Raw genomic sequence first — 22,108 nt, 5'->3', positions numbered from 1 at the left:
CCGTCATGGCCGAACAGGTACGGCCGCACACGACAGAAGAACCAGCGCTGGGAGACCTGGGGCGCCGCGTGGCGGCCCGCCGCAAGGAACTCGGCCTCACCCGCGAGCAGACGGCCGAACGGTCCGGTATCGCGGCCGGGTATCTGCGGTACCTGGAGGAACACCCCGAGGCCGCGCCGGGCACGGGCGCCCTGCTCAGGCTCGCCGACGTCCTGCACACCACCATGTCGCACCTCACGGGAGGCGACCTGGACACCCCGCCCGGACCCGGCCGGGCCGGGTACCGCCCCGATTTCACCGAACTGAGCCCGGCCGAATGCAGGGCCCTGCTCGGCTCGCACGGCGTCGGACGGCTCGGCGTCGACACCGCCTCGGGCCCGGTCATCCTCCCGGTCAACTACAGCGTCGTCGACGGCACGATCGTCTTCAGGACCGCGGACGAGACCACACCGTCCATGGCGGCCGGCCGTCAGGTCGCCTTCGAGGTCGACCGCATCGACGACGCCTTCGGTGAGGGCTGGAGCGTCCTGGTACGCGGACCGGCGAGCCGCGTGAGCGAGGCGGAGGAGGCACGCCGGCTCACCTTCTCGGCCTACAGCACCCCGTGGGCGGGCGGCGACCGCGACCTGTGGGTGCGGATCGAGCCCCGCTCCGTGACCGGGCGCCGCATCACGGTCGCATCCGGGCCGGGCCAGGTGCCGGAGTAGACCGGGCCGTGCACCGACCGGCGTAGCAGCCGTGTACGGCCTGGAACCCGTCCCCGGTGCCCTCCGTCACCGGCGGCACCGGGGACCAACGGGCCCTCCTGGGGACCTGTGGTCACTCCTGCGGTGGGCGGCGCGTGATCGGAGGGGGAGCAACACCCGTGCAGCAGGAGGTCTCCTCATGACGCGTGCTGTCGCCGTGGGCCTGGACGGCTCCCCGGAAAGTCTCGCCGCAGCCGACTGGGCCGCGCGTGAGTCCCTCATGTCCGACCTTCCCCTGCGACTGCTGCACATCGGCGAACAACAGCCGCACGGCTACGTGCCGTTCGCGGGCGAGCCGCCGGCCACGGCGCCGGCCGACCACTCCGCGGCGCTGCTGCGGGAGACCGCGGTCCGGCTGCACCACCGTCATCCTTGCCTGCGGGCTGACGCGGACCAGCTCCCGGGACAGCCGGTTGCGGTGCTGGTCGGCGCCGCGCGCCGCGCGGCCGCACCGGTCGCGGTCGTACCGCACGTCTGAGCAGTGGTCAGGGCTGCGGAACATGGCGGATCGGGCGGCGGAACTCGGCGGCCGGCTGGAGTGGGACTGCCCCCAGGAGCCCGGGGGCGGGGGAACGAGGCCGGTGTAGCCGGCCCCGTAGCAGCAGCCGGAACCTGTCCTCGGGCACCGGCCCAGGAGGGCTGGGATCCCTGGAAGGGGACCGTTCGGCTCATGCCTTCCGGAGGCGGATGGCCGATCCTGGGGATGTCGGACCACGGCTGCCGAACCCTGGAGGTCGCCATGACCGGCACTCCACACGTCGTGAGTGACGTGATGACCCACACCGTCCTCGCACTGCGCCACGGCGCGGTCTTCAAGGAGATCGTGAAGGCCCTGCAGCAGTGGCAGGTGAGCGCGGCTCCCGTCGTGGACGACGGCGGACGGGTCGTCGGCGTCGTCTCGGAGGCGGATCTCCTGCACAGGGAGGAGGCCCGCACCGGCACCCCGGTCGGTTACGGTCGGGTACGGTCCGGAGCGGCCCTCGCCGAGGCCGCAACGGTCACGGCGGCGGAGCTGATGACCACTCCGGCCGTCACCGTCCGCCCCGAGGCCCCGCTGCCCGAGGCCGCGCGCACGATGGCCCGGCACGGCGTCAAGCGGCTCCCGGTGGTCGATGCGGACGGACTGCTGCGGGGGGTCGTCAGCCGTGCCGACCTGCTGAAGGTGTTCCTGCGGGCCGACGAGGACATCGCCGAGGAGATCCGGCGCGAGATCCTCCCGCACCTCTTCCCCGACGCTGCCGAGCCGGTGCGCGTGCAGGTGAGCGACGGTGTCGTCACCCTCACCGGCCGTGTCCCGGACACCGCGCTGGCCCCCGTGGCCGCCGGGTGGGTGCGGGGCGTCGACGGCGTGGTCGCCGTGGACTGCGCACTCGCGGGTCCGCCGCGCCGCCCGGACCTCGACCCCGATCTACCCGACGCCGGTCACGTACCGCCCGGCCGAAGCCGTACGTCCCGGGCCCCGGAAGGAGGCGACCGATGACCGGCACGCGTTCCGGACGTCTGGTCGGCGGCCCGTTCTGGCGCTGGCGGCGCAACCCGCTGCGGCGCCACAGCGACGTACTGGAGGCCTGGGTCGTACTCGCCGTCTGGACCGCGACCCTCGTCGGCGGGCTGCTCGCCGGATGGTGGGCCGGCGCGACCGTGGACCACACGTTCGCCGAGCGGCGCTCCGCCCTCCACGTGGTGTCCGCCGAACTGACCGAGAGCGGGGCTGGGGGTACCCCCTCTGGGGGAGGCTCGCCCCTCGTCGGTGACGACGCGGGGAAGGTGTGGGTCACGGTGCGCTGGACGGCCGCGGACGGCTCCGTGCACACCGGCCTGGCCACGGCGGTCCCCACAGCCACCGCCGGCAGTCGGCTACCGGTCTGGGTGGATCGCGGCGAACGGGTGGCCGCTCCACCGACCGGCCGGAGCGAGGCGACCCTCGACTCCGTCGTGGCCGCCGTCCTCGTGGCACCGCTCGCCGCCACCGCCGTGTGGAGCGCCGGCGAGGTCCTCCGCGGCCGCCTGATGCGCCGCCGCCTCGCGGAGTGGGACGCGGAATGGCGACGGATCGGGCCCCAGTGGCGGAACTTCAGCGACGGCAGGGGATGACGTCTGCTCAGGGCCGACCGGAGCCGGAACAGGGCCGGTCGGCCCACGGCTGTTCCAACGCCCTTGCGCCAGGCTGGAGATGACAATCCGAGAGGAGGAAGCACATGAGCGGCATGATCGAGCGGCTGCGCGGCTGGCCGGTGCTGCCCGAGGACCTGTTCGGCTGGGCGGAGTCCGGCTTCCCTGTTCCGCACGGCGTTCCGGGGCTGCACGGCATCCGCGTGGAGGAGGAGCTCAAGGACGGGACCTACGTGCTGCGGGCCGAGCTTCCGGGCGTCGACCCCGCCGACGTGGAGATCACCGTCACGGAGGGCGTGCTCACCCTGCGGGCCGAGCGCACCCAGGAGACCGAGGAGAAGCACCGTACCGAGTTCCGCTACGGCACCTTCGCCCGCTCCGTCCGGCTGCCCGCCGGAGCGGACGGCGACGAGGCGGCCGCGCAGTACAAGGACGGCGTGCTGACCGTCACGGTCCCGGTCCCGAAGGAGAAGGCGGGAACCAGGACCATTCCGGTGCGGACCGGCTGACCCTCAGGGGGGAGGGAGCCGATCCCACATCAGGTGTGCGCGGCCGGTGCCCACCGGCCGCGCACACTGCCGCCCGGCTGCGCAACCGTCGGCGGCACGGCACGGCCGCGCGAGAACCGCACCGGCCGCCGACGCCGTCCGACCACCGGACCTCGGTGCACTGCTGAACGGCTGGACATGGGTCTGGCGGGGCCCCCCCCGGGGGGGGGGGCGGCCCCCGTGGCGGCCGGGCACCGGGGGGGGGCCGAGGGGGGGCCCCCCCCGGGGGCGGGGGGGGGGGGGGCGCGCGGGGGGGGGAACGGGGCGGGGCCGGGCCCGCCGGGGTGCTCGGGCACCGCGGCGGGACCGGTGACCGGAGGTGACGTCACCTCAGTTCACCCCCTGGCGGCGGGCGATCTGCTTGGCCTGGCTGACCGCGTCGTGCCAGGCGTCGTCGGGCTTCTTGCCCTTGGCCTCGATGTTGGTCAGCTCCGTCATGTACGGGGCCATGACGGCCGCGTCGGCCGGCGCCTCGTAGCTGTCCGGTATGGACTTGGCGGCCGGGCTGAAGACCTCGATGACCTTCTGCCCGCCGAAGAAGGCGTCGGGGCCCGTCATGGCCGGCATGGCGTACGCGGCCGGGGCGGCCGGGAAGATGGCGGCGTCGGTGAAGCCGCGGGCGTCGTTGGTGGGGCTGAGGATCCAGCTGATGATCTTGAAGGCTTCCTCGGGGTTGCGGCACTGCCTGGGCAGCGCGAGGTAGGAGCCGCCCTGGTTGGCCGGTCCCACCGGGTTGGCGCAGACCCGCCACTTGCCCTTGGTCTGCGGCGCCGCCTGTTCGATGTCCAGCGCGTGCCAGGCCGCGCCGAGTTCGGTGAGGAGGTTCTTGCCGACGGCGGCGTTCCAGCTGTTGTCGTTGATCTTGGCGTCGATCCCCAGGGTGTAGGGGCGGACGGCCGTGGTCCACGCGCTGCGGATGTGGTCCTGGTCGCCGATGAAGTGGTTGTTCTTGTCGATGAACCGCTGGGTGCCCTGGCCGACCGCGATGTTGAAGACGGAGCCGATGTTGTTGACCAGGAAGGTGCCGGGGTTCTTCTTCTGCAGCTCGGTGCCGAGCGTGAAGTAGTCGTCCCAGGTCGTCACCAGCGCGGCGACCTTGTCGGGGTCGGTGGCCACGCCGGCCTTGGCGAACAGGTCCTCGCGGTAGAAGAGCGCGGTGGGGCCGATGTCGATCGGGAAGCCGATCTGCTTGCCGTCGCTGGTCTGGGCGAGCTTGGTCTTCCAGCCGAGGTACTGGGAGGAGAGCTTCTTGAAGCCCAGGTCGTTCAGGTCGAGGAAGCGGGAGGCGTTGGGCAGGAAGGACGCCATGTCCTCGCCCTTGATGCCGGTGATGTCGGGCACCGAGGAGCCGCCCGCGGCGAGGGTGGTGGTGAGCTTCTGCTTGAAGTCGCCGCCGATGGACGAGGCGGTCAGCTTGACCGTGCCGCTGAAGTGGGTCTTCGCCTCCGCGACCACCTTGTCGCTGAGCGCACCGCCCCAGTACCACAGGGTGAGGTTCTTGCCGTTCTTGGTACCGCCCGATCCGGAGCCGCCGCATGCGACGGTCAGGCCGGACGCGGCCGCGGTGAGTGCGGCGGCCTGGAGGAAGCCTCTACGTGAAAGGTCCACGGGTCACTCCTGTTGTTCCTGTTCGTGGTACTGAGGGGCGTTGGTGCTGTGGATCGTGGGGGCTGTGGGGCGTCGGGCATCGGGCTGCCCGGGCGCCGGGCGGTGGATCGGGTGCGGGTCAGGGGTACCGGGCGGGCGGGGTGACCGGGGCGTGGTGCACCGGGGGACCCGCGTCCGCCGGCAGGCGGTCGGCGAGGAAGCCGTAGGTCTTCTTCAGTTCGGGGTCGGTCAGCGAGCGCCACCAGCGGTCGACGCCGTACCAGCCGGGGGCCGCGAGGGCGCCGCCGTGCTGCTGGACGGAGAGCCCGGCCGCGAGGACGGCGAACCGCAGCCGCTCGGCCAGCGGCCAGCCGCCGAGGGAGGCCGTGACGAAGCTCGCCCCGAAGACGTCACCGGCGCCCGTGGCGTCCAGGACGTCGACGGCGAGGGCCGGGACCTCGGCGTACTCCCCGGTGGTCTGGTCGACGGCGACCGCGCCGTCCCCGCCCCGGGTGACGACCGCCACCGGCACCAGCTCCGCGAGCGTGCCGAGGGCCGCGACCGCGGTGTCGGTGCGGGTGTAGGCCATCGCCTCGGTCTCGTTCGGGAGGAACGCGTGGCACAGGGCGAGCTGGTCGAGGAGGTCGCGGGACCACTCCTGAGTGGGGTCCCAGCCGACGTCGGCGTAGACGTGCGTGCCGTTCGCCGCCGCCTTGGCGATCCACTGGCGCGGCTCGGCCTCGATGTGCACGAGCGCGGTGCGCGCCTCGGGCGGGTCGCCCATCAACGCGTCCTGCGAGTACGGGGGTTCCTGGCCGTGGGTGACGAGGGCCCGGTCGTGGCCGGTGGCGAGCGAGACGGTGACGGGGGTGGGCCAGCCGTCCGCGGTGCGGGAGAGCGAGAGGTCGATGTCCTCCTGGTCGCACAGGACGTCCCGGCAGTACTCGCCGTAGAAGTCGTCCCCGAAGACCGTGGCCAGCGACGTGCGCAGGCCGAAGCGGGACGCGGCCACCGCGAGGTTCGCGATGCCGCCGGGGCCGCAGCCCATGCCGGCCGTCCAGATCTCCTCGCCCGGTGTCGGCGGCTTGCCCAGCCCCGTGAGGACGAGGTCGTAGAAGAGCAGTCCGGTCAGCAGCACATCGGGCCTGTCGTCGTCCACGTGCGCAGCCTCTCGTCAAAACTCGTCATTTTCGATGACGGGAATCGTGCGCTGCTCGGCGAGATTGGTCAATACCCGAGCAGAACTGAGCATGGATTTGATTGAAGATGACGAGTAGTGTTCGCCGCGTGCTGGCAGAACGACGACACCAACTCATCCTGCGGGCCCTGCGCGCCGGCGGCCCCGCCTCTGTGACCGACCTCTCCGAGCAGCTGAGCGTGAGTCCGGCCACCATCCGGCGCGACCTGGTCAAGCTGGAGGAGGACGGGCTGCTCACACGTGTCCACGGCGGCGCCGTCGCCGACGAGGGCGACCAGCCCTTCGCCGAGGTCGCCGAGGTGCGGGTGGCCGAGAAGGACGCGATAGCGGCACGTGCGGCGGCGCTGGTCGAGGACGGCCAGTCGGTGCTGCTCGACATCGGCACGACGGCCTTCCGGCTCGCCCGGCAGCTGCACGGCCGCCGCCTCACCGTGATCACCAGCAACCTGGTGGTCTACGAGGAGCTCGCCGACGACGAGGGCATCGAGCTGGTGCTGCTCGGCGGCATGCTGCGCCGCGAGTACCGCTCCCTGGTCGGGTTCCTCACCGAGGACAACCTGCGCCAGCTGCACGCCGACTGGCTGTTCCTCGGCACCAGCGGGGTGCGGCCCGGCGGGCAGGTGATGGACACGACGGTCGTGGAGGTGCCGGTCAAGCGCGCCATGATCGGGGCGAGCGACAAGGTCGTCCTGCTCGCCGATGCCGCCAAGTTCCCGGGCACGGGCATGGCGAAGGTCTGCGGTCCCGGGGACCTGGACATGGTGGTGACCAACGCGCCGGTGGACCCGGCGACCCGAGCCGCCCTGGAGGAGGCCGGTGTCGAGGTGGTCCTGGCAGGAAAGGCTGAAGCGTGAGACTGACGATTCTGGGCGGCGGCGGGTTCCGCGTGCCGCTCGTGTACGGCGCACTGCTGACGGACCGGGCCGAGGGGCGGGTCACCGAGGTGGTGCTGCACGATCTCGACGCGGGCCGGCTCTCCGCGGTCGCCCGGGTCCTGGCCGAACAGGCGGCCGGCGTCCCGGGCGCCCCCGCCGTGACTGCCACGACCGACCTGGACGAGGCACTCACCGGCGCCGACTTCGTCTTCTCGGCGATCCGGGTCGGCGGCCTGGAGGGCAGGGCGAACGACGAGCGGGTGGCACTCGCCGAGGGCGTCCTCGGCCAGGAGACGGTCGGTGCCGGCGGCATCGCCTACGGATTGCGGACCGTGCCCGTCGCCGTCGACATCGCCCGGCGGGTCGCCCGGCTCGCCCCCGACGCCTGGGTCATCAACTTCACCAACCCCGCGGGCCTGGTCACCGAGGCGATGTCCCGGCACCTCGGCGACCGCGTCATCGGCATCTGCGACTCCCCGGTGGGGCTCGGCCGCCGGATCGCCCGGGTGCTCGGCGGGAACCCGAAGGAGGCGTGGATCGACTACGTCGGCCTCAACCACCTCGGCTGGGTCCGCGGCCTGCACATCGAGGGCCGCGACGAACTCCCGCGCCTGCTCGCCGACCCCGACCTGCTCGGCTCCTTCGAGGAGGGCAAGCTCTTCGGTACCGACTGGCTCCGGTCCCTCGGCGCCATTCCCAACGAGTACCTGCACTACTACTACTTCAACCGCGAGGCCGTCCGCGCCTACCAGCAGGCCGAGCGGACCCGCGGCGCCTTCCTGCGCGACCAGCAGGCGCACTTCTACGAGGCGGTCACCGACCCCGGCACGAGGGCCCTGGACGTCTGGGACCGCACCCGCGCCGAGCGCGAGGCCACCTACATGTCGGAGAACCGGGAGACGGCCGGCGCCGGCGAACGCGACGCCGACGACCTCTCCGGCGGCTACGAGAAGGTCGCCCTGGCCCTGATGCGGGCCATCGCCCGCGACGAGCGCACCACCCTGATCCTCAACGTCCGCAACCGCTCCACCCTCGCGGTCCTCGACGGCGAGGCCGTCATCGAGGTGCCCTGCCTGGTCGACGCCAACGGCGCCCACCCGGTCGCCGTCGCCCCGCTGCCCGACCACGCCACCGGCCTGGTCTGCGCGGTCAAGGCGGTCGAGCGCGAGGTCCTCGCCGCGGCGGAGTCCGGCTCCCGCACGACGGCCGTGAAGGCGTTCGCGCTGCACCCGCTGGTCGACTCCGTGAACGTCGCCCGCCGGCTGGTGGAGGGGTACACCGAGGTCCACCCGGGCCTCGCGTATCTTAAGTAGTCAGCCGCTCGGAAAGCGCTTTCCATACCTCTTCTGGAGACTTCCATGCACGACGAACGCCGCCGGATCGAGGAGCGCGTAGAGCGTCTCCACAACCAGCGCATCAAGCCCGCGGTGTACGCGGCCGCCGTCCCCTTCGAGGTGTCCGCCTGGCAGGCCCCCGGGGAGCCGGTGCCCTTCGAGGAGGCCGCGGCCGCCGCGTACGAACCGTTCGCCATGGACACCCCGTGGGGCCCGCCCTGGGGCACCACCTGGTTTCGGATGCACGGCCGGGTGCCCGAGGAGTTCGCGGGCCGCCGCGTCGAGGCCGTCATCGACCTCGGCTTCGTCGGCGACTGGCCGGGCAACCAGGCCGAGGCCCTGGTCCACCTCGCCGACGGCACCCCGCTGAAGGCGGTCAACCCGCTCAACCAGTACGTGCGGATCGCGGACCCGGCGACGGGCGGCGAGGTGATCGACTACCTGGTCGAGGCCGCCTCCAACCCCGACATCCTCGCGGGCGACTTCGCGGGTCCGACCCCGCTCGGCGACGTGCTGACCGCCGGCGACAAGCCGCTCTACACCTTCAGGCGCGCCGACATCGCCGTCCTCGACGAGGACGTCTGGCACCTCGACCTGGACGTCCAGGTGCTGAAGGAGCTGATGCTGGAGCTCGGCGAGCACGACCCGCGCCGCCACGAGATCGCGCACGCCCTCGACCACGCGATGGACCTGCTCGACCTGGACGACATCGCCGGCTCGGCCGCCGCCGTCCGCGAGGCCCTGAAACCGGCGCTCTCCAGGCCCGCGCACGCCAGCGCCCACCGCATCTCCGGCGTCGGCCACGCCCACATCGACTCGGCCTGGCTCTGGCCGATCCGCGAGACCAAGCGCAAGACCTCCCGGACCTTCTCCAACGTGACATCGTTGGCGGAGGAGTACGAGGAGTTCGTCTTCGCCTGCTCGCAGGCCCAGCAGTACGAGTGGGTGCGCGACAACTACCCGCAGGTCTGGGCCCGGATCCAGGAGTCGGTCAAGAAGGGCCAGTGGGCGCCGGTCGGCGGCATGTGGGTGGAGTCCGACGGCAACCTGCCCGGCGGCGAGGCGGTCGCCCGCCAGTTCGTGCACGGCAAGCGGTTCTTCATGGAGCACTTCGGGGTCGAGACCAAGGGCGTGTGGCTGCCGGACTCCTTCGGCTACAACGCGGCCTACCCGCAGATCGCCAAGCTCGCCGGCAACGAGTGGTTCCTCACCCAGAAGATCTCCTGGAACCAGACCAACAAGTTCCCCCACCACACCTTCTGGTGGGAGGGCATCGACGGCACCCGCATCTTCACGCACTTCCCGCCCGTCGACACCTACAACGCCCGCTTCAGCGGCGAGGAGATGTCCCGCGCCGTCCGCAACTACGCGGAGAAGGGCGGCGCGACGCGTTCGCTGGCCCCGTTCGGCTGGGGCGACGGCGGTGGCGGCCCCACCCGCGAGATCATGGAGCGGGCCCGCCGCCTGAAGGACCTGGAGGGCTCCCCGCGGGTCGAGGTCGAGCACCCGGACGCGTTCTTCGCCAAGGCCCGCGCCGAGTACGAGGACGCCCCGGTCTGGGTCGGCGAGCTCTACCTGGAGCTGCACCGCGCCACCTACACCTCGCAGGCCCGCACCAAGCAGGGCAACCGGCGCAGCGAGCACAAGCTGCGCGAGGCCGAGCTGTGGGCCACCACGGCCGCCCTGCACGCGCCCGGCTACCGCTACCCGCACGAGAAGCTCGACCGGCTCTGGAAGACGGTCCTGCTCCACCAGTTCCACGACATCCTGCCCGGCTCCTCGATCGCCTGGGTGCACCGCGAGGCCGAGGCCGAGTACGCCCGGGTCGCCGCGGAACTGGAGGCGCTCACCACCGAGGCGGTCACCGCCCTGGGCGGCGGCACCGCTCGCGTCTTCAACACCAGCCCCTACGCCCGCGCAGAGGTCGTCCGGGACACCGCGGGCACTCCGGTGTACGTCGAGGTCCCCGCGGGCGGCAGCGCGCCGCTGACGGCCGCCGCCGAGGCCCCGCGGCCGGTGACCGTCGAAGGCCGGGTCCTCGACAACGGACTCGTCCGGGTGGAGATCGCCGAGGACGGCACCCTGTCGTCCGTCCGCGACCACCGCGCGGACCGCGAGGTCCTCGCCGGCCAGGGCAATCTGCTCCGGCTGCACACCGACCTCCCGAACTACTGGGACGCCTGGGACGTCGACAAGCACTACAAGAACCGCTACACCGACCTGCTCGCCCCCTCCGAGATCACCGTCGCCGACGCGGACCCGCTGCTCGGCTCGATCCGGATCACGCGCCCCTTCGGCAACGGCTCGACGATCACCCAGACGGTCACCGTCCGTGCCGGCAGCCCCCGGATCGACTTCGAGACGGACATCGACTGGCACGAGGCCGAGAAGTTCCTCAAGGCCGGCTTCCCGGTGGACGTGCGCGCCGCGCACTCCTCCGCCGAGATCCAGTTCGGCCACGTCCAGCGGCCCACGCACACCAACACCAGCTGGGAGGCGGCCCGCTTCGAGGTCTCCGGCCACCGCTGGGTGCACATCGGGGAGCCCGGCTACGGCGTGGCCGTCCTCAACGACTCGACGTACGGCCACGACGTCTCCCGCACGGTCCGCGAAGACGGCGGTACGACCACCACGGTCCGGCTCTCCCTGGTACGCGCCCCGCGCGTCCCGGACCCGGGCGCCGACCAGGGCCGCCACCGCATCACGTACTCGCTGCTGCCCGGCGCCACGATCGGGGACGCCGTCGCCGAGGGGTACGCCCTCAACCTCCCGCTCCGGGTGGCCGACGCGGCGGGCGAGCCGCGGCCGGTCGTCTCCGTGGACGGCGACGGCGTCACCGTCGAGGCCGTCAAGCTCGCCGACGACGCTTCCGGCGACGTCGTGGTCCGCCTCTACGAGTCCCGCGGCGGCCGCGCCCAGGGCGTCCTGCGTACCGGCTTCGCACTGGCCGGCGCCCAGGTGACCGACCTCCTGGAGCGCCCCTTGGAGGACGCCGACGTGGCCGGTGACACCGTCTCCGTCGCGCTGCGCCCCTTCCAGATCCTCACCCTCCGGCTGCAGAGGAGCTGACCGGATGGGCATGCAACCCTGGTTCACCGACGCCAAGCTGGGGATCTTCGTGCACTGGGGCATCTACGCCGTCGACGGGGTCCAGGAGTCCTGGTCCTTCTACGACGACGTCGTGCCGCACGACCGGTACATGTCCCAGCTGGGCCGTTTCACCGGTGCCAAGTACGACCCGAAGGCGTGGGCGGACCTGTTCGCCCGCGCCGGCGCGAGGTACGCCGTGCTCACCAGCCGTCACCACGACGGCGTGGCCCTCTGGGACACGGCGTACGGCGACCTCAGCCTCGGCCGGGACTACCTCGGCCCCTACGCCGAGGCCCTGCGCGAGCACGGTCTCAAGGTCGGCCTCTACTACTCGCACTCCGACTGGAACCACCCCGACTACGCCTCCACCCGCAAGCCGGGCCGCCCGCCGGAGCTGGAGGACAACCGGTACTCGGAGGTGGCGGCCGAGGACGAGGACCTGGACGCCTGGGAACGCTTCATCGCCTACCGCGACGGCCAGATACGGGAGCTGGCGTCCCGGTTCCGGCCGGACCTGCTGTGGTTCGACGGGGAGTGGGACCGCAGCGAGGAGCAGTGGCGGATCCCGGAACTCGCCGCGCTGATCCGGTCCTACGTCCCGCACGTCGTCTTCAACGCGCGGATGCTCGGCGAGGGGGACTACGCGACGCCCGAGCAGGGCGCCCCGGTCGTGCCGCCGGACGGGCCGTGGGAGCTGTGCCTGACGATCAACGACTCGTGGGGGTTCCAGCACCACGACCACAACCACAAGTCCCTCGCCCAGCTGATCCGCTACTTCACCGAGACCATCGGGGGCGGCGGCAACCTGCTGCTGGACGTCGGTCCCATGGAGGACGGCACGATCCCGCAGCCGCAGGCCGAGCGCCTGGAGGGGCTGGGGGAGTGGATCCGCAGGCACGCGGAGGCGGTGTACGGGACCGGGCGCGGCCTGCCGGCCGGGCACCACTACGGCCCGAGCACCCTCTCCGCCGACCGGCGCACCCTCTACCTCACCCTGTTCGACGTCCCGCGCGCCGAGATCGGCGTCCGGGGCCTGGCGACCGAGGTCCGCAGGGTCACCGTCCTCGGCACCGGCACCGAGCTCGGCCACCGGGTGACCGGCGGGCTGCACGAGGCGGTCGGCGTGCTGTGGATCGACCCGCCGGCCGCGGCCGACCTCGACCCGCACGCCACCGTGCTCGCCGTCGAACTGGACGGGGAACTGGAGCTGTACCGAGGATCCGGACGGTTCTGACCGGGTTCGGACCATAAGTCTGGATTACTTATATGAAGAATTAAGAGAACGGTAAGTGGGCTGGTCACGGCGGCTTTCCGGGCCGCCGTGACCCTGGCGGTTTCCCTCTCGGACACCTTGAGTTCGTCTGGCACCCCTGGGATGCGGGACGGCAGGGACGACAGAAGGGCATCACCGTGCGAGACCCGCGAATGTCAGCGATCGCCAGGGGGCTGAAGCGCCGGGGCCGGCTCATGGCGCAGGCGGTGAGCCCGCCGCGCAAGACCCTGGACGCCATCCCGTCCCAGCCCACCGGCAAGCCGGTCACGGAGGCCTACGTGGCCCCGCGTGCCCCGCGCCTGGTGGAGAAGCCGGTCTTCGTGCTCTCCTCGGTGCGCTCCGGCTCCACCCTGCTGCGGGTCCTGCTCAACAGCCACAGCCGCATCCGTGCCCCGCACGAGATGCACCTGCGCACGGTCCACGTCCGTATGTCCCGGGACTTCACGGCCGACGCGATGGCGGAGCTCGCCCTGGACAAGGACGAGCTGGAGCACGTCCTGTGGGACCGGGTGCTGCACCTCGAACTCAGCCGGAGCGGCAAGGACGTCATCGTCGACAAGACCCCGCCCAACACCCTCATCTGGCCCCGGCTGCACCGATGTTGGCCCGACGCCCGGTTCGTGCTGCTGCTGCGCCACCCCGGCGCGGTCATCCAGTCCCTGACCAGCCGCCGCGCCGAGCCCGACCTCGGCCAGATCCACGGCGAGGTCCTCGGCTACGTCGAGAAGCTGGAGGAGGCCCGGCAGCGGCTCCCCGACGCCCATGTGATCACGTACGAGGACCTGACCGCCGAGCCGGAGCGGGTCACCCGCGGCCTGTGCGAGTACCTCGGCGTCCCCTGGGAGAGCGGCATGCTCGACTACGGCACCCAGGACCACGGCACCTTCCGGCCCAAGCTCGGCGACTGGAGCAGCGAGATCAAGTCCGGCCGCATCCAGGCCGCCCGCCGGGCCGACCCCACCGCCGAGCTCCCGCCCCGGCTCGCGGAGATAGCGAAGGCGTGGGGGTACCCGGTCGGACAGCCCCCACGCCCCTGATCCCGGACGCTCAGCCGGTGAAGCCGGCCGTGATCGAGGTGAACTGCCAGTCGCTCTGGCTGATCCCGGAGCAGTTGCTCACCACGCCACCGCCCGCGCAGCCGCGGTCCCGGTTCGCCGCCCAGAAGGCGAGCCGGGCGATGTGGTGCGAGTTCCCCCAGTCGCGGATCTGCGTCCAGATCGCCGGGGTGGTGTTCTCCTGCTGGTCGGACAGCCCGTTCATGCCGGAGATCCCGATGTGCGCGTAGGCCGTCGCGTCGTCCCAGCCGAACGTGGACTTCAGCTTGGTCTTCAGGCCCTCGGCCGCGGCCACGGTGTTGCCGTACATGTCGGAGCCGCCGCCGAAGTCGAACGGCATGATCGTGAAGACGTCGATGTCGGCGCCGATCGACTGGGCCTGCTCGATGAGCCGGTTGCCGTAGTACGTCGGACCGGTGGTGGACGTCCCGAAGGTGACGATCGTCCGCAGGCCGGGGTTGTCGGCCTTGACCGTCTTCAGGGCGGTCAGGATCTTCGCCTGCACGGCCTCGTTCTCGAACTCGTCCGTGTTCTCGATGTCCATGTCCACGGACTTGAGACCGTAGGCGTCGACCACCTTCTGGATCGCCCCGGCCAGCGCACTCGCGGAGGAGCAGTTGGCGCCGAGCTTGCTGCCCTGCCAGCCGCCGAACGACGGGGTGACGTCACCGCCGGCCGCCCGGATCTGGTTGATCGCGGTCTGGTCGGCGCCGCCGGTCAGCGCCCGGCTGCCGTCCCAGGCCGGGGTGCAGCCGCCCGAGTCGAGCACGAAGGCCATGGTGAAGTTCTTGATGCCGGTCGCGTTCATCACGGTGGTCGGGTTCGGCGGGTCGCCCCAGCCCTCGTAGAGGTAGGGCGCGGCCTGCTTGAACCCGCTGCCGCCGCCGCTGCCCGCGCTCGTCGTCACCGACACGGAGTTGGAGGCCGCCGACACGTTCCCGGCCGCGTCCCGCGCCTTCACCGTGAACGTGTACGCCGTACTGGCCGACAGTCCGCTCACCGTGGCGGAGGTCCCGGAGACGCTCGTCGCCAGGGTCGACCCGCGGTAGACGTCGTAGGCCGCCACCCCGACGTTGTCCGTCGCCGCCGACCACGACAGGGACACGCTCGACGAGGTCTTCCCGGTGGAGGTCAGGTTCGTGGGCGCGGTGGGTGCCTGGGTGTCCGTGCTGCCGCCGGGCCCGTCGAGGCCGATGTCGTCGGCGTAGTACGTCCCCTGGGCGTACCACCCGTGGACGTAGATCTGGGCGCTGGTCTGCGAGGCCCCGGTGGTGAAGGACACCGTCAGCGGGCTGTACTGGGACGCCGAGGTGGTCCAGGTGGACGCCCCGCCGGTCACCCCGAGGTAGACGTACGACCCGCGGACCCAGCCGCTGAGCGAGTACGTCGTGTTGGGCTGCACGGCGACGGTCTGCGTGCACTGGGCGTTGTCACTGGCGCTCGCGGCGCCCGCGAGCGCCTTCGAGCCGCCGTGCACGGGCGAGGACACGACGGAGCCGAGGTTCCCCGAGCAGGACCACGGCGACAGGCTCCCCGACTCGAAGCCGGGGTTGGACAGGATGTTGGCCGCCTGCGCGGTACCGGGCAGCGCGATGGCCCCGGCGAGCGCGAGAGCGGCCGACCCGAGCAGGGCGAGTATCCGACGTCTGGAACGTCTGAGCGAGTTGCGCACGCGATCTCCCTGAAGGAGTGGGGGTGTTCGGGAGTGGCACGAAGGTGCGAGGGGGTGCGCAACCAAGCTGGTATGGACCAATCCACCTGTCAAGAAGACAGACGTGAATTGGTCCATACCGGTGAGGTGGGAAACGAAGGTGGCGGGGCTGTGCTCGATATGCGGCTCCGCTGCGTGGGCGCGATCAACCACGACGGCGTCGCACCCGGCCGACGGCCTAGAGCGGCAACACCGCAGCCGCAGCGTCGACCGGCTCCACTGCCACGGGCAGCGTCGGCGCCGGCATCATGTCGGCCTCCTCCCGTGCCACCGGCACGGACGGCAGGACAGGCTTCGGCCCCGACACCACCGCGTAGTCCTGCCCCAGGAACGGCGGCTCGATCACCCCGGGGTCCTCGCCCAGCGCCAACTGCACGGCCGCCCAGGGCGCGTTGACCCCGCAGAGCGACAGCTGGTGCAGCCCGCCAGCGGGCCGCGTGTTGACGTCGAGCAGCACCGGCTGGTCGCCGTACATCCGGAACTGGATGTTGGACAGGTAGTGCAGCCCGAAGCCCTCGGCGATGATGCGCGCCGGCTTCAGCCACTGCTCGTCCAGGGTGAACCCGCGCCGGCGCCCCTTCTTGGTGCGGCCCACGGCCATCCGGATCCGGTTGTCGGGCCCGGTGAGGCAGTCCACGGACACCTCCGGCTCCTCCAGGCGCGGCATCACCAGCCAGTCCACCGGCTGCTCCGCGCGGCGCAGCGCGTCCACGACCAGGTCGAGCTGGACGTACGGCCCGGGGAACCCGCTGAGGTGAAAGAGCGAGAAGGGAGCGCGCGTGATCACCCGGAAACCCACGCCACCCGCACCGGCGGCCGGCTTGAAGCACGCCCTGTGGCCGCCCGCCTCCAACTCCTCGACAGCGGCCAGGAGTTCGTCCGCCGTGCGGACCCGCGACCACGGCGGCACCGGGACGCCCACCGAGTTCACCGCCTCGTACGCGGTCGCCTTGTCCTCGAAGACCGCGGTCGCCTCCGGCGTCGGCGCCAGCAGGGCCGTGCCGATCGCCTCGAAGTCGGCCCGGTGGGCGACGATCGCCGACTGGTGCAGCCGGGGCACGAAGACATCGATGCCACGGCGCTGGCACTGGTCGAGCGCGTACTCGACGTAGCCGGCCGGGGACAGGCCCTCCGGCTCCAGGTCGGCGGTGTCGGCGGCGGCCAGCACGGGGGAGTCGGCGTCACCGTGCGTCGCATGGATGTCGACCGCCCGGTCGCTGGGATTTCTCCGCAGCTGATCCATGAAGAACACGTTCTCCGCGTACGTGCGGTTGAGCCAGACGCGTACGCGAGAGCGCATTAAAGCCGCCTTTCGGGGTTTTCGGGCAGGGCTGAGCGCGCCCGTGCCCGGGCAGGGTGGTTGGAGGGACACCAAACCGCCCTGGGCGAAGGGAAGTTCATGGCGGTGGTGTTGGGGGGATCATACGGCTTTCAAGGGGCCCCGCGTGCAACGCGAGTGTTACGGATTTCCCCGTACTGTCCACGCGCGTTTTCCTGCCCCGTCCGCGCCGGTTTCCTTGACGGCCCGGAACCCGGCCCCGCGCCCGGCCGGGCGCTCTTGTTCCCGGCCCCCGGAATGTGCTGTGGTGGGTGCCGACGACATGATCGGAAGGGGTACGCGGTGGAGTCCACGGCCGGTGCCGGACAGCTGCTGGCCATCAGCGACCTGCACATCTCGTACCCGGAGAACCGCGAGCTCGTCGAGAAGATGCGGCCGGACTCGGACGAGGACTGGCTGATCGTGGCCGGTGACGTCGCGGAGACCGTCGCGGACATCCGCTGGGTGCTGGAGACCTTCGCCGGCCGCTTCCGCAAGGTGCTGTGGGCGCCCGGCAACCACGACCTGTGGACCCACCCCAAGGACCCGGTCACGCTGCGCGGGGTCGCCCGCTACGAGCACCTCGTCGGTCTTTGCCGGGAGCTGGGCGTGGTCACCCCCGAGGACCCGTACCCGGTCTGGGAGGGCCCCGGCGGCCCCGCCGTCGTGGCACCGCTCTTCCTGCTGTACGACTACTCCTTCCTGCCGGCCGGGTGCGCCACCAAGGAGGAGGGCCTCGCCTACGCGCACGGCACCGGCATCGTCTGCAACGACGAGTACCTGCTGCACCCCGACCCCTACCCGACCCGCGAGGACTGGTGCCGGGCCCGGGTCGAGGAGACCGAACGGCGGCTCGCCGAACTGCCCGAGGACCTGCCCACCGTGCTGGCCGGGCACTATCCGCTGGACCGGCACCCCACCGACGTGCTCTGGTACCCGGAGTTCGCCATGTGGTGCGGCACCACCCGCACCGCCGACTGGCACCGCCGGTTCCGTGTCGCCACCATGGTCTACGGTCATCTGCACATCCCCCGGACCACCTGGCTCGACGGGGTCCGCTTCGAAGAGGTCTCCGTGGGATATCCCCGCGAGTGGCGCAAGCGTTCCGGAGACCCGGGCAGGCTGCGCCGTATTCTGCCGATGGAGGTCGGAACCGGTGATCGAGGAGCTGCTCCCGGAGTCGGTGGTGGCCGTGGAGATGCTCGGTGACGAGGCGGTCCGCGAGGCCCCGCTCTACCCCGAGGAGGCGGCGCTGGTCGCCCGGGCCGTGCCCAAGCGCCGCCGCGAGTTCGCCGCCGTGCGCGCCTGCGCCCGCGACGCCATGGAGAAGCTGGGAGTCCCGCCGCAGCCCGTCGTGAGCGGCGAGCGGGGCGCCCCGCGCTGGCCGGACGGGCTGGTCGGCAGCATGACCCACTGCGAGGGGTACTGCGCCGCCGCGCTGGTCCGCGCCACCGACCTGGCCTCCCTCGGCATCGACGCCGAGCCGCACGCCGCGCTCCCCGAGGGCGTCGCCGAGGCCGTGCTGCTGCCCGCCGAGCGGCAGCGGCTCGCCGTGCTCGCGTCCGAACGGCCCGGCGTGCACTGGGACCGCCTGCTGTTCAGCGCCAAGGAATCCGTCTACAAGGCGTGGTTCCCCCTCACCGGGAAGTGGCTGGACTTCATGGAGGCCGACATAGAGCTCGTCCCGGAGCCGGGGGAACGGCCGCACGGCGTCCTGCGCGCCCGCCTGCTGGTCCCCGGGCCGGAGGTCGGCGGGCGCCGTCTGGAGGTCTTCGAGGGCCGCTGGAGCGTGGGGCACGGCATGCTGACCTCGGCCGTGGTCGTGCCGCACCGTTCCTGAACACTGTGCGGGAGCGAGTCCTGTCGCCACGGACGGAGACTCCCGAGGGGCCGGGCACCACGAACGGCGCCGCCACCTCCCGCAGTGTCCGACCCTGCCGGGAGGCTCACTCGCGCGTGTCGGAACACACTCGAGCGTCACCGCCGGCACCTGCTCCCAGCCCCTGACGTGCCGTCGGCTCAGGTGGGTGGGCACCAGTCGTGCAGCAGCCGGAAGAACGCCTCCTCGTTGCCCGCCAGCCCGGCACCGGCCAGGGCGTCCTCGGCCTCGGCGAGCACGGCGGGTGGCACCACGAAGGGGCGCGGGGCGTCGGGCGGTCCGTCGAAGGCCGCGCGCACGGTGTGCAGCAGCCGCAGATAGGCCTTGACGGCGGCGCGTTCACGGTCGGTCAGTACGGCGGTGTGCATCGGTCGGCTCTCCCCGTCGGTCGTTGCGGTCACGCGCCCGGACGGCGCGGGCACACCCGATGTGCGGTGCGCACCCCCCAGCTTGCCGGTCACCACTGACAACGCCCCCGCGCCGGGCCTCGGTTCGCTCGCTTAGCCGAGGTGAAACCTCGCCGAAACTTCCCGGGGAAAAGTCTTCCTACCCTGGAAGGAGACGCATCCGGCCGGGTCGCAGCGGGCCCGGGACAGCGGGGGAGGCCGACCGTGTCAGAAGCGGTGCCCAGCCGTCCGCAGCGCACCGCGCACCTACGCCCGGTGTTCGACGGCGAACTGGAGACGCGTCACCGGGTCGTGCACGGCTACCGGCGCGCCTACCGCATCGCCGGCGACGGGCCCGCCCTGGTCCTCGTCCACGGCATCGGGGACTCCTCGGCGACCTGGGCACGGCTCATCCCCGTCCTCGCCCGCACCCACACCGTGATCGCCCCGGACCTGCTCGGCCACGGCGGGTCGGACAAACCGCGGGCCGACTACTCGGTCGCCGCCTACGCCAACGGGGTGCGGGACCTGCTGACCACGCTGGGCATCGAGTCCGCGACCCTCGTCGGGCACTCGCTCGGCGGGGGAGTCGCGATGCAGTTCGCCTACCAGTTCCCCGAGCGCACCGAGCGGCTCATCCTGGTCAGCGCGGGCGGGGTGGGACGCGAGGTCAACCCGGCGCTCCGGCTGGTCTCGCTCCCCGGCGCCCACCTGCTGCTGTCGGCGCTCCGGCTGCCCGGCATGCGCTTCCACGTAGGCCTGGCGGTACGCCTGTTGAGGCTCCTGGACACCGGCCTCGGCCAGGACGCCCCGGAACTGCTCACCCTGGTCGACGCGCTCCCCGACGAGACCTCCCGCAACGCCTTCGTCCGCACCCTGCGCGCGGTCGTCGACTGGCGCGGCCAGGTCGTCACCATGCTGGACCGCTGCTATCTCACCGAAGGCATGCCGACCATGCTCGTGTGGGGCGACCGCGACAGCGTGGTCCCGGTCCGGCACGCCCACCGCGCCCGCGAGGCGATGCCCGGCGCCCGGCTGGAGATCTTCGAGGGCGCCGGGCACTTCCCGTTCCACACCGACCCGGCCCGGTTCGTCGCCCTGGTCCAGGATTTCACCGCCACCACCGCCCCGGCGGACTGGAGCCGCGAGCACTGGCGCAGCCTGCTCCTCGACGGCCGCCCCGACCCCGGACCCGGCCCGGCCGCGCAGCGAGACCTGCGCGAGGCCAGCGAGCGCAGCGCCACCTGAGTCCCGCACCGCGCCGGTCGCAGCGTCACCTGAGTCCGCACCGCGCCGGTCGCAGCGTCACCTGAGTCCGCACCGCGCCGGTCGCAGCGTCACCTGAGTCCGCGCAGCGCCGGTTCAGCGCCACCTGAGTCCGCGCAGCGCCGGTCGTGGCCCTGGCATCCCCGCCGCCGTGACGGAACGGCGGGACGGCGACCGGCCGTGCCCGGCACCCGACCCGGGCGTCCGGACATGGTTTTGCCCCCGGGGGTGGCTCACTTCCCCAGGTAGCCCAGCGACGCCTCGATGCGGCCCGCCACGTCGTGCCGCCGCACCGGCCCGCGCAGCGCCGACCCGGCGAGCCAGGTGCGGCACTTGCTGGCCAGCAGCAGCCCGAAGGTCTCCGCGTCCCGTTCCTCGGCGCGGTCGAAGCGGGTGCGGGCGGCCACCCGCTGGACGGCCGCCTGGAGCGCGGCCTGGTCCGCGTCGGCGCCCGTGCCGGTGCCGGTGGCGGCGCCGAGTAGCCGCGCGGCCACCCCGACCCCCGCCACGTCATGGCCGCAGTGCTCGGCGTGCATGTGCCACAGCTCGTGACCGAGGATCACCAACTGGTGGTCGGGAACGGTGCGTTCCTCGACGACGACCAGGTCGCGGTCGGCCAGGTCCAGCCACAGCCCGCTGGCCGTGCCGGGCGGGAAGACGGCCGTACGGAACTGGACGGGGCGGCCGCGGCGGCGGCCCAGCGCGTCGCACAGCGCCCGGTACAGCTCCTGCGGCGGCGCGGGCGTGGCCAGGGTGAGTCCCCCGACCAGCTCGCCGCTCAGCCGGCGCATGTCCCTGCCGATGCCCACTTTCCTCCCTCGGGTCACGACTGACCGCTCACGACTGACGGCTCACGACTCGGGCCGTTTGACGCTCTCCAGGAGCATGTCCAGCCACTCCGCGACCTTGTCCCGGTGCTGGTCGGTGGGGAGCTGGGCGGCCCGCCAGGCGATGCCGCGCACCCCATGGTCCTGCAGCAGCCGCTCCAGCGGGTCCTCGGCGGCCTCGGCCGCGGCCCGCTCCCGGTCGGCCAGCTTCTGCAGCAGCTCCTGCTCGACCCGCTGCAGGGCGCCGGCGAGGGCCTCGGGGTCCTCGGCCGTGAGGAATCCCGCGTGCACGCGGAAGAAGCGCTGCAGGGCGTCGCAGTGCTCCATGGTCGGCCGCCGGTCACCGTTGATGAGGGCGCCCGCCTGCTGCCGGGACATGCCCGCGCCGTCGGCGATCTCCTGCTGGGTGTGCTTGCGGCCGTTCGGCTTGAGCCGGCTGCGGCGCAGCAGGTCCAGTCGTTGCAGGAAGCGGGCCTGGACGTCGGGCTCGCCCGCCGGGCGGCCGGTCAGCAGGGCCCGCACCACGGGCTCGGGGACACCGCAGGCGTGGGAGAGCCGTCCGACGTGGAGGACCTCGGCGTGCGGGACACCGAGCCGGTCGGCGAGCGCGGTGACGCGGGAGACGGCGGCCGGCAGCTGGGCGGTCGCCGTGGCGCCCGGATCCTCGTAGCCATCCGTCACCGACAGAACTCCTACGTCTCTCAGGGGAATCAGGGGCTTCTCACAAGCTGCGCCGTGAACGTCCCGGCACCCGCACGACCCCCCGGAGATTAGCGGGTCGTTCGAACTCACATCCAGGTCTCGCCACAACTGTGGCCAATTTCGGACGTCAACGAGCATGAAATGCCACGATAGTTGACATGACTCAGGGTGGGGCAGCAGGATCACATCGCCGCGAGAAGG

20 protein-coding genes are annotated in these 22,108 nt (G+C 72.2%); 13 read left to right on the top strand and 7 right to left on the bottom strand.

Features of this window, described 5'->3' with window-relative positions; genetic code table 11:
- The first annotated feature begins 5 nt into the window (after positions 1 to 5).
- The 5 genes from AB0472_RS31895 (at position 6) to AB0472_RS31875 (ending at position 3,367) form a co-directional block, all read left to right on the top strand.
- Positions 6 to 707 carry a pyridoxamine 5'-phosphate oxidase family protein gene (locus tag AB0472_RS31895; RefSeq protein ID WP_366361542.1) on the top strand — a complete coding sequence of 234 codons (702 nt, stop codon included), beginning with the start codon at positions 6 to 8 and terminating at the stop codon, positions 705 to 707.
- A gap of 178 nt (positions 708 to 885) precedes the next feature.
- Complete coding sequence (locus AB0472_RS31890) at positions 886 to 1,224, top strand: universal stress protein (RefSeq protein WP_366361540.1); 339 nt, start codon at positions 886 to 888, stop codon at positions 1,222 to 1,224.
- A gap of 261 nt (positions 1,225 to 1,485) precedes the next feature.
- Entirely contained in the window at positions 1,486 to 2,226 is a 741-nt protein-coding gene (locus AB0472_RS31885; RefSeq protein WP_366361538.1) for a CBS domain-containing protein, read from the top strand.
- A complete protein-coding gene (locus AB0472_RS31880; RefSeq protein ID WP_366361536.1) occupies positions 2,223 to 2,840 on the top strand; it encodes a hypothetical protein in 618 nt (205 codons plus the stop codon). Before AB0472_RS31885 ends, AB0472_RS31880 begins: the two co-directional genes overlap by 4 nt.
- A gap of 104 nt (positions 2,841 to 2,944) precedes the next feature.
- Complete coding sequence (locus tag AB0472_RS31875; RefSeq protein ID WP_366361535.1) at positions 2,945 to 3,367, top strand: Hsp20/alpha crystallin family protein; 423 nt, start codon at positions 2,945 to 2,947, stop codon at positions 3,365 to 3,367.
- Positions 3,368 to 3,736: 369 nt separating this feature from the next.
- Here AB0472_RS31875 and AB0472_RS31870 read toward each other — a convergent pair whose 3' ends face one another.
- Complete coding sequence (locus AB0472_RS31870) at positions 3,737 to 5,014, bottom strand: extracellular solute-binding protein (RefSeq protein WP_366361533.1); 1,278 nt, start codon at positions 5,012 to 5,014, stop codon at positions 3,737 to 3,739.
- A 118-nt stretch (positions 5,015 to 5,132) separates the two neighbouring features.
- Positions 5,133 to 6,152: a carbohydrate kinase family protein gene (locus AB0472_RS31865; protein WP_366361532.1), complete on the bottom strand. Its 1,020-nt coding sequence runs from the start codon at positions 6,150 to 6,152 to the stop codon at positions 5,133 to 5,135.
- A gap of 128 nt (positions 6,153 to 6,280) precedes the next feature.
- Between AB0472_RS31865 and AB0472_RS31860 the strand changes: the two genes are divergently transcribed.
- The 5 genes from AB0472_RS31860 (at position 6,281) to AB0472_RS31840 (ending at position 13,800) form a co-directional block, all read left to right on the top strand.
- The gene (locus AB0472_RS31860) at positions 6,281 to 7,045 is read left to right on the top strand and encodes a DeoR/GlpR family DNA-binding transcription regulator (protein WP_366361530.1); all 765 of its coding nucleotides are present in this window, start codon (positions 6,281 to 6,283) and stop codon (positions 7,043 to 7,045) included.
- Positions 7,042 to 8,379 (top strand): 6-phospho-beta-glucosidase, encoded by a 1,338-nt coding sequence (locus AB0472_RS31855; RefSeq protein ID WP_366361528.1) that lies wholly within the window; start codon positions 7,042 to 7,044, stop codon positions 8,377 to 8,379. The genes AB0472_RS31860 and AB0472_RS31855 overlap by 4 nt, the downstream gene beginning before the upstream one ends.
- 45 nt (positions 8,380 to 8,424) lie before the next feature.
- The gene (locus AB0472_RS31850; protein ID WP_366361526.1) at positions 8,425 to 11,469 is read left to right on the top strand and encodes a glycoside hydrolase family 38 C-terminal domain-containing protein; all 3,045 of its coding nucleotides are present in this window, start codon (positions 8,425 to 8,427) and stop codon (positions 11,467 to 11,469) included.
- A 4-nt stretch (positions 11,470 to 11,473) separates the two neighbouring features.
- The gene (locus AB0472_RS31845; protein ID WP_366361524.1) at positions 11,474 to 12,724 is read left to right on the top strand and encodes an alpha-L-fucosidase; all 1,251 of its coding nucleotides are present in this window, start codon (positions 11,474 to 11,476) and stop codon (positions 12,722 to 12,724) included.
- Between the two features lie 176 nt (positions 12,725 to 12,900).
- Positions 12,901 to 13,800, top strand: a complete 900-nt coding sequence (locus AB0472_RS31840) for a sulfotransferase (RefSeq protein WP_366361522.1) — start codon at positions 12,901 to 12,903, stop codon at positions 13,798 to 13,800.
- Between the two features lie 10 nt (positions 13,801 to 13,810).
- Here AB0472_RS31840 and AB0472_RS31835 read toward each other — a convergent pair whose 3' ends face one another.
- Both AB0472_RS31835 and AB0472_RS31830 read right to left on the bottom strand, forming a co-directional pair.
- Entirely contained in the window at positions 13,811 to 15,490 is a 1,680-nt protein-coding gene (locus tag AB0472_RS31835; RefSeq protein WP_366361520.1) for a carbohydrate binding domain-containing protein, read from the bottom strand.
- 217 nt (positions 15,491 to 15,707) lie between these two features.
- Positions 15,708 to 16,829 carry an ATP-grasp domain-containing protein gene (locus tag AB0472_RS31830; RefSeq protein WP_366361519.1) on the bottom strand — a complete coding sequence of 374 codons (1,122 nt, stop codon included), beginning with the start codon at positions 16,827 to 16,829 and terminating at the stop codon, positions 15,708 to 15,710.
- A 321-nt stretch (positions 16,830 to 17,150) separates the two neighbouring features.
- On the opposite strand from AB0472_RS31830, the gene AB0472_RS31825 reads away from it, so the two are divergent.
- Together AB0472_RS31825 and AB0472_RS31820 are read left to right on the top strand one after the other, a co-directional pair.
- On the top strand, positions 17,151 to 18,056 hold the full coding sequence (locus tag AB0472_RS31825) for a metallophosphoesterase (protein WP_366361517.1): 906 nt from the start codon (positions 17,151 to 17,153) through the stop codon (positions 18,054 to 18,056).
- Complete coding sequence (locus tag AB0472_RS31820; RefSeq protein WP_366361515.1) at positions 18,004 to 18,687, top strand: 4'-phosphopantetheinyl transferase superfamily protein; 684 nt, start codon at positions 18,004 to 18,006, stop codon at positions 18,685 to 18,687. The genes AB0472_RS31825 and AB0472_RS31820 overlap by 53 nt, the downstream gene beginning before the upstream one ends.
- Before the next feature lie 179 nt (positions 18,688 to 18,866).
- Here AB0472_RS31820 and AB0472_RS31815 read toward each other — a convergent pair whose 3' ends face one another.
- Positions 18,867 to 19,094 (bottom strand): hypothetical protein, encoded by a 228-nt coding sequence (locus AB0472_RS31815; RefSeq protein WP_093497897.1) that lies wholly within the window; start codon positions 19,092 to 19,094, stop codon positions 18,867 to 18,869.
- Positions 19,095 to 19,388: 294 nt separating this feature from the next.
- On the opposite strand from AB0472_RS31815, the gene AB0472_RS31810 reads away from it, so the two are divergent.
- Positions 19,389 to 20,360: an alpha/beta hydrolase gene (locus AB0472_RS31810; RefSeq protein ID WP_366361623.1), complete on the top strand. Its 972-nt coding sequence runs from the start codon at positions 19,389 to 19,391 to the stop codon at positions 20,358 to 20,360.
- A gap of 251 nt (positions 20,361 to 20,611) precedes the next feature.
- Here AB0472_RS31810 and AB0472_RS31805 read toward each other — a convergent pair whose 3' ends face one another.
- Positions 20,612 to 21,169 (bottom strand): toxin-antitoxin system, toxin component, encoded by a 558-nt coding sequence (locus tag AB0472_RS31805; RefSeq protein WP_366361621.1) that lies wholly within the window; start codon positions 21,167 to 21,169, stop codon positions 20,612 to 20,614.
- Positions 21,170 to 21,229: 60 nt separating this feature from the next.
- Positions 21,230 to 21,886 carry a helix-turn-helix transcriptional regulator gene (locus tag AB0472_RS31800; protein ID WP_366361514.1) on the bottom strand — a complete coding sequence of 219 codons (657 nt, stop codon included), beginning with the start codon at positions 21,884 to 21,886 and terminating at the stop codon, positions 21,230 to 21,232.
- Positions 21,887 to 22,108: the final 222 nt, after the last annotated feature.

Origin of the sequence: Streptomyces sp. NPDC086777 (genome assembly GCF_040702065.1) — a bacterium.
Classification (GTDB): domain Bacteria; phylum Actinomycetota; class Actinomycetes; order Streptomycetales; family Streptomycetaceae; genus Streptomyces.
The sequence above is the reverse complement of the archived record's forward strand: the minus strand, read 5'-3'. Positions and strand labels throughout refer to the sequence as shown.

Excerpts from the sequence above, each read along its gene's own strand:
- AB0472_RS31895 (WP_366361542.1), top strand. The coding sequence starts at position 6 with ATGGCCGAACAGGTACGGCCGCACACGACAGAAGAACCAGCGCTGGGA.
- AB0472_RS31890 (WP_366361540.1), top strand. The coding sequence starts at position 886 with ATGACGCGTGCTGTCGCCGTGGGCCTGGACGGCTCCCCGGAAAGTCTC.
- AB0472_RS31885 (WP_366361538.1), top strand. The coding sequence starts at position 1,486 with ATGACCGGCACTCCACACGTCGTGAGTGACGTGATGACCCACACCGTC.
- AB0472_RS31880 (WP_366361536.1), top strand. The coding sequence starts at position 2,223 with ATGACCGGCACGCGTTCCGGACGTCTGGTCGGCGGCCCGTTCTGGCGC.
- AB0472_RS31875 (WP_366361535.1), top strand. The coding sequence starts at position 2,945 with ATGAGCGGCATGATCGAGCGGCTGCGCGGCTGGCCGGTGCTGCCCGAG.
- AB0472_RS31850 (WP_366361526.1), top strand. The coding sequence starts at position 8,425 with ATGCACGACGAACGCCGCCGGATCGAGGAGCGCGTAGAGCGTCTCCAC.
- AB0472_RS31845 (WP_366361524.1), top strand. The coding sequence starts at position 11,474 with ATGGGCATGCAACCCTGGTTCACCGACGCCAAGCTGGGGATCTTCGTG.
- AB0472_RS31830 (WP_366361519.1), bottom strand. The coding sequence starts at position 16,829 with ATGCGCTCTCGCGTACGCGTCTGGCTCAACCGCACGTACGCGGAGAAC.
- AB0472_RS31815 (WP_093497897.1), bottom strand. The coding sequence starts at position 19,094 with ATGCACACCGCCGTACTGACCGACCGTGAACGCGCCGCCGTCAAGGCC.
- AB0472_RS31805 (WP_366361621.1), bottom strand. The coding sequence starts at position 21,169 with ATGCGCCGGCTGAGCGGCGAGCTGGTCGGGGGACTCACCCTGGCCACG.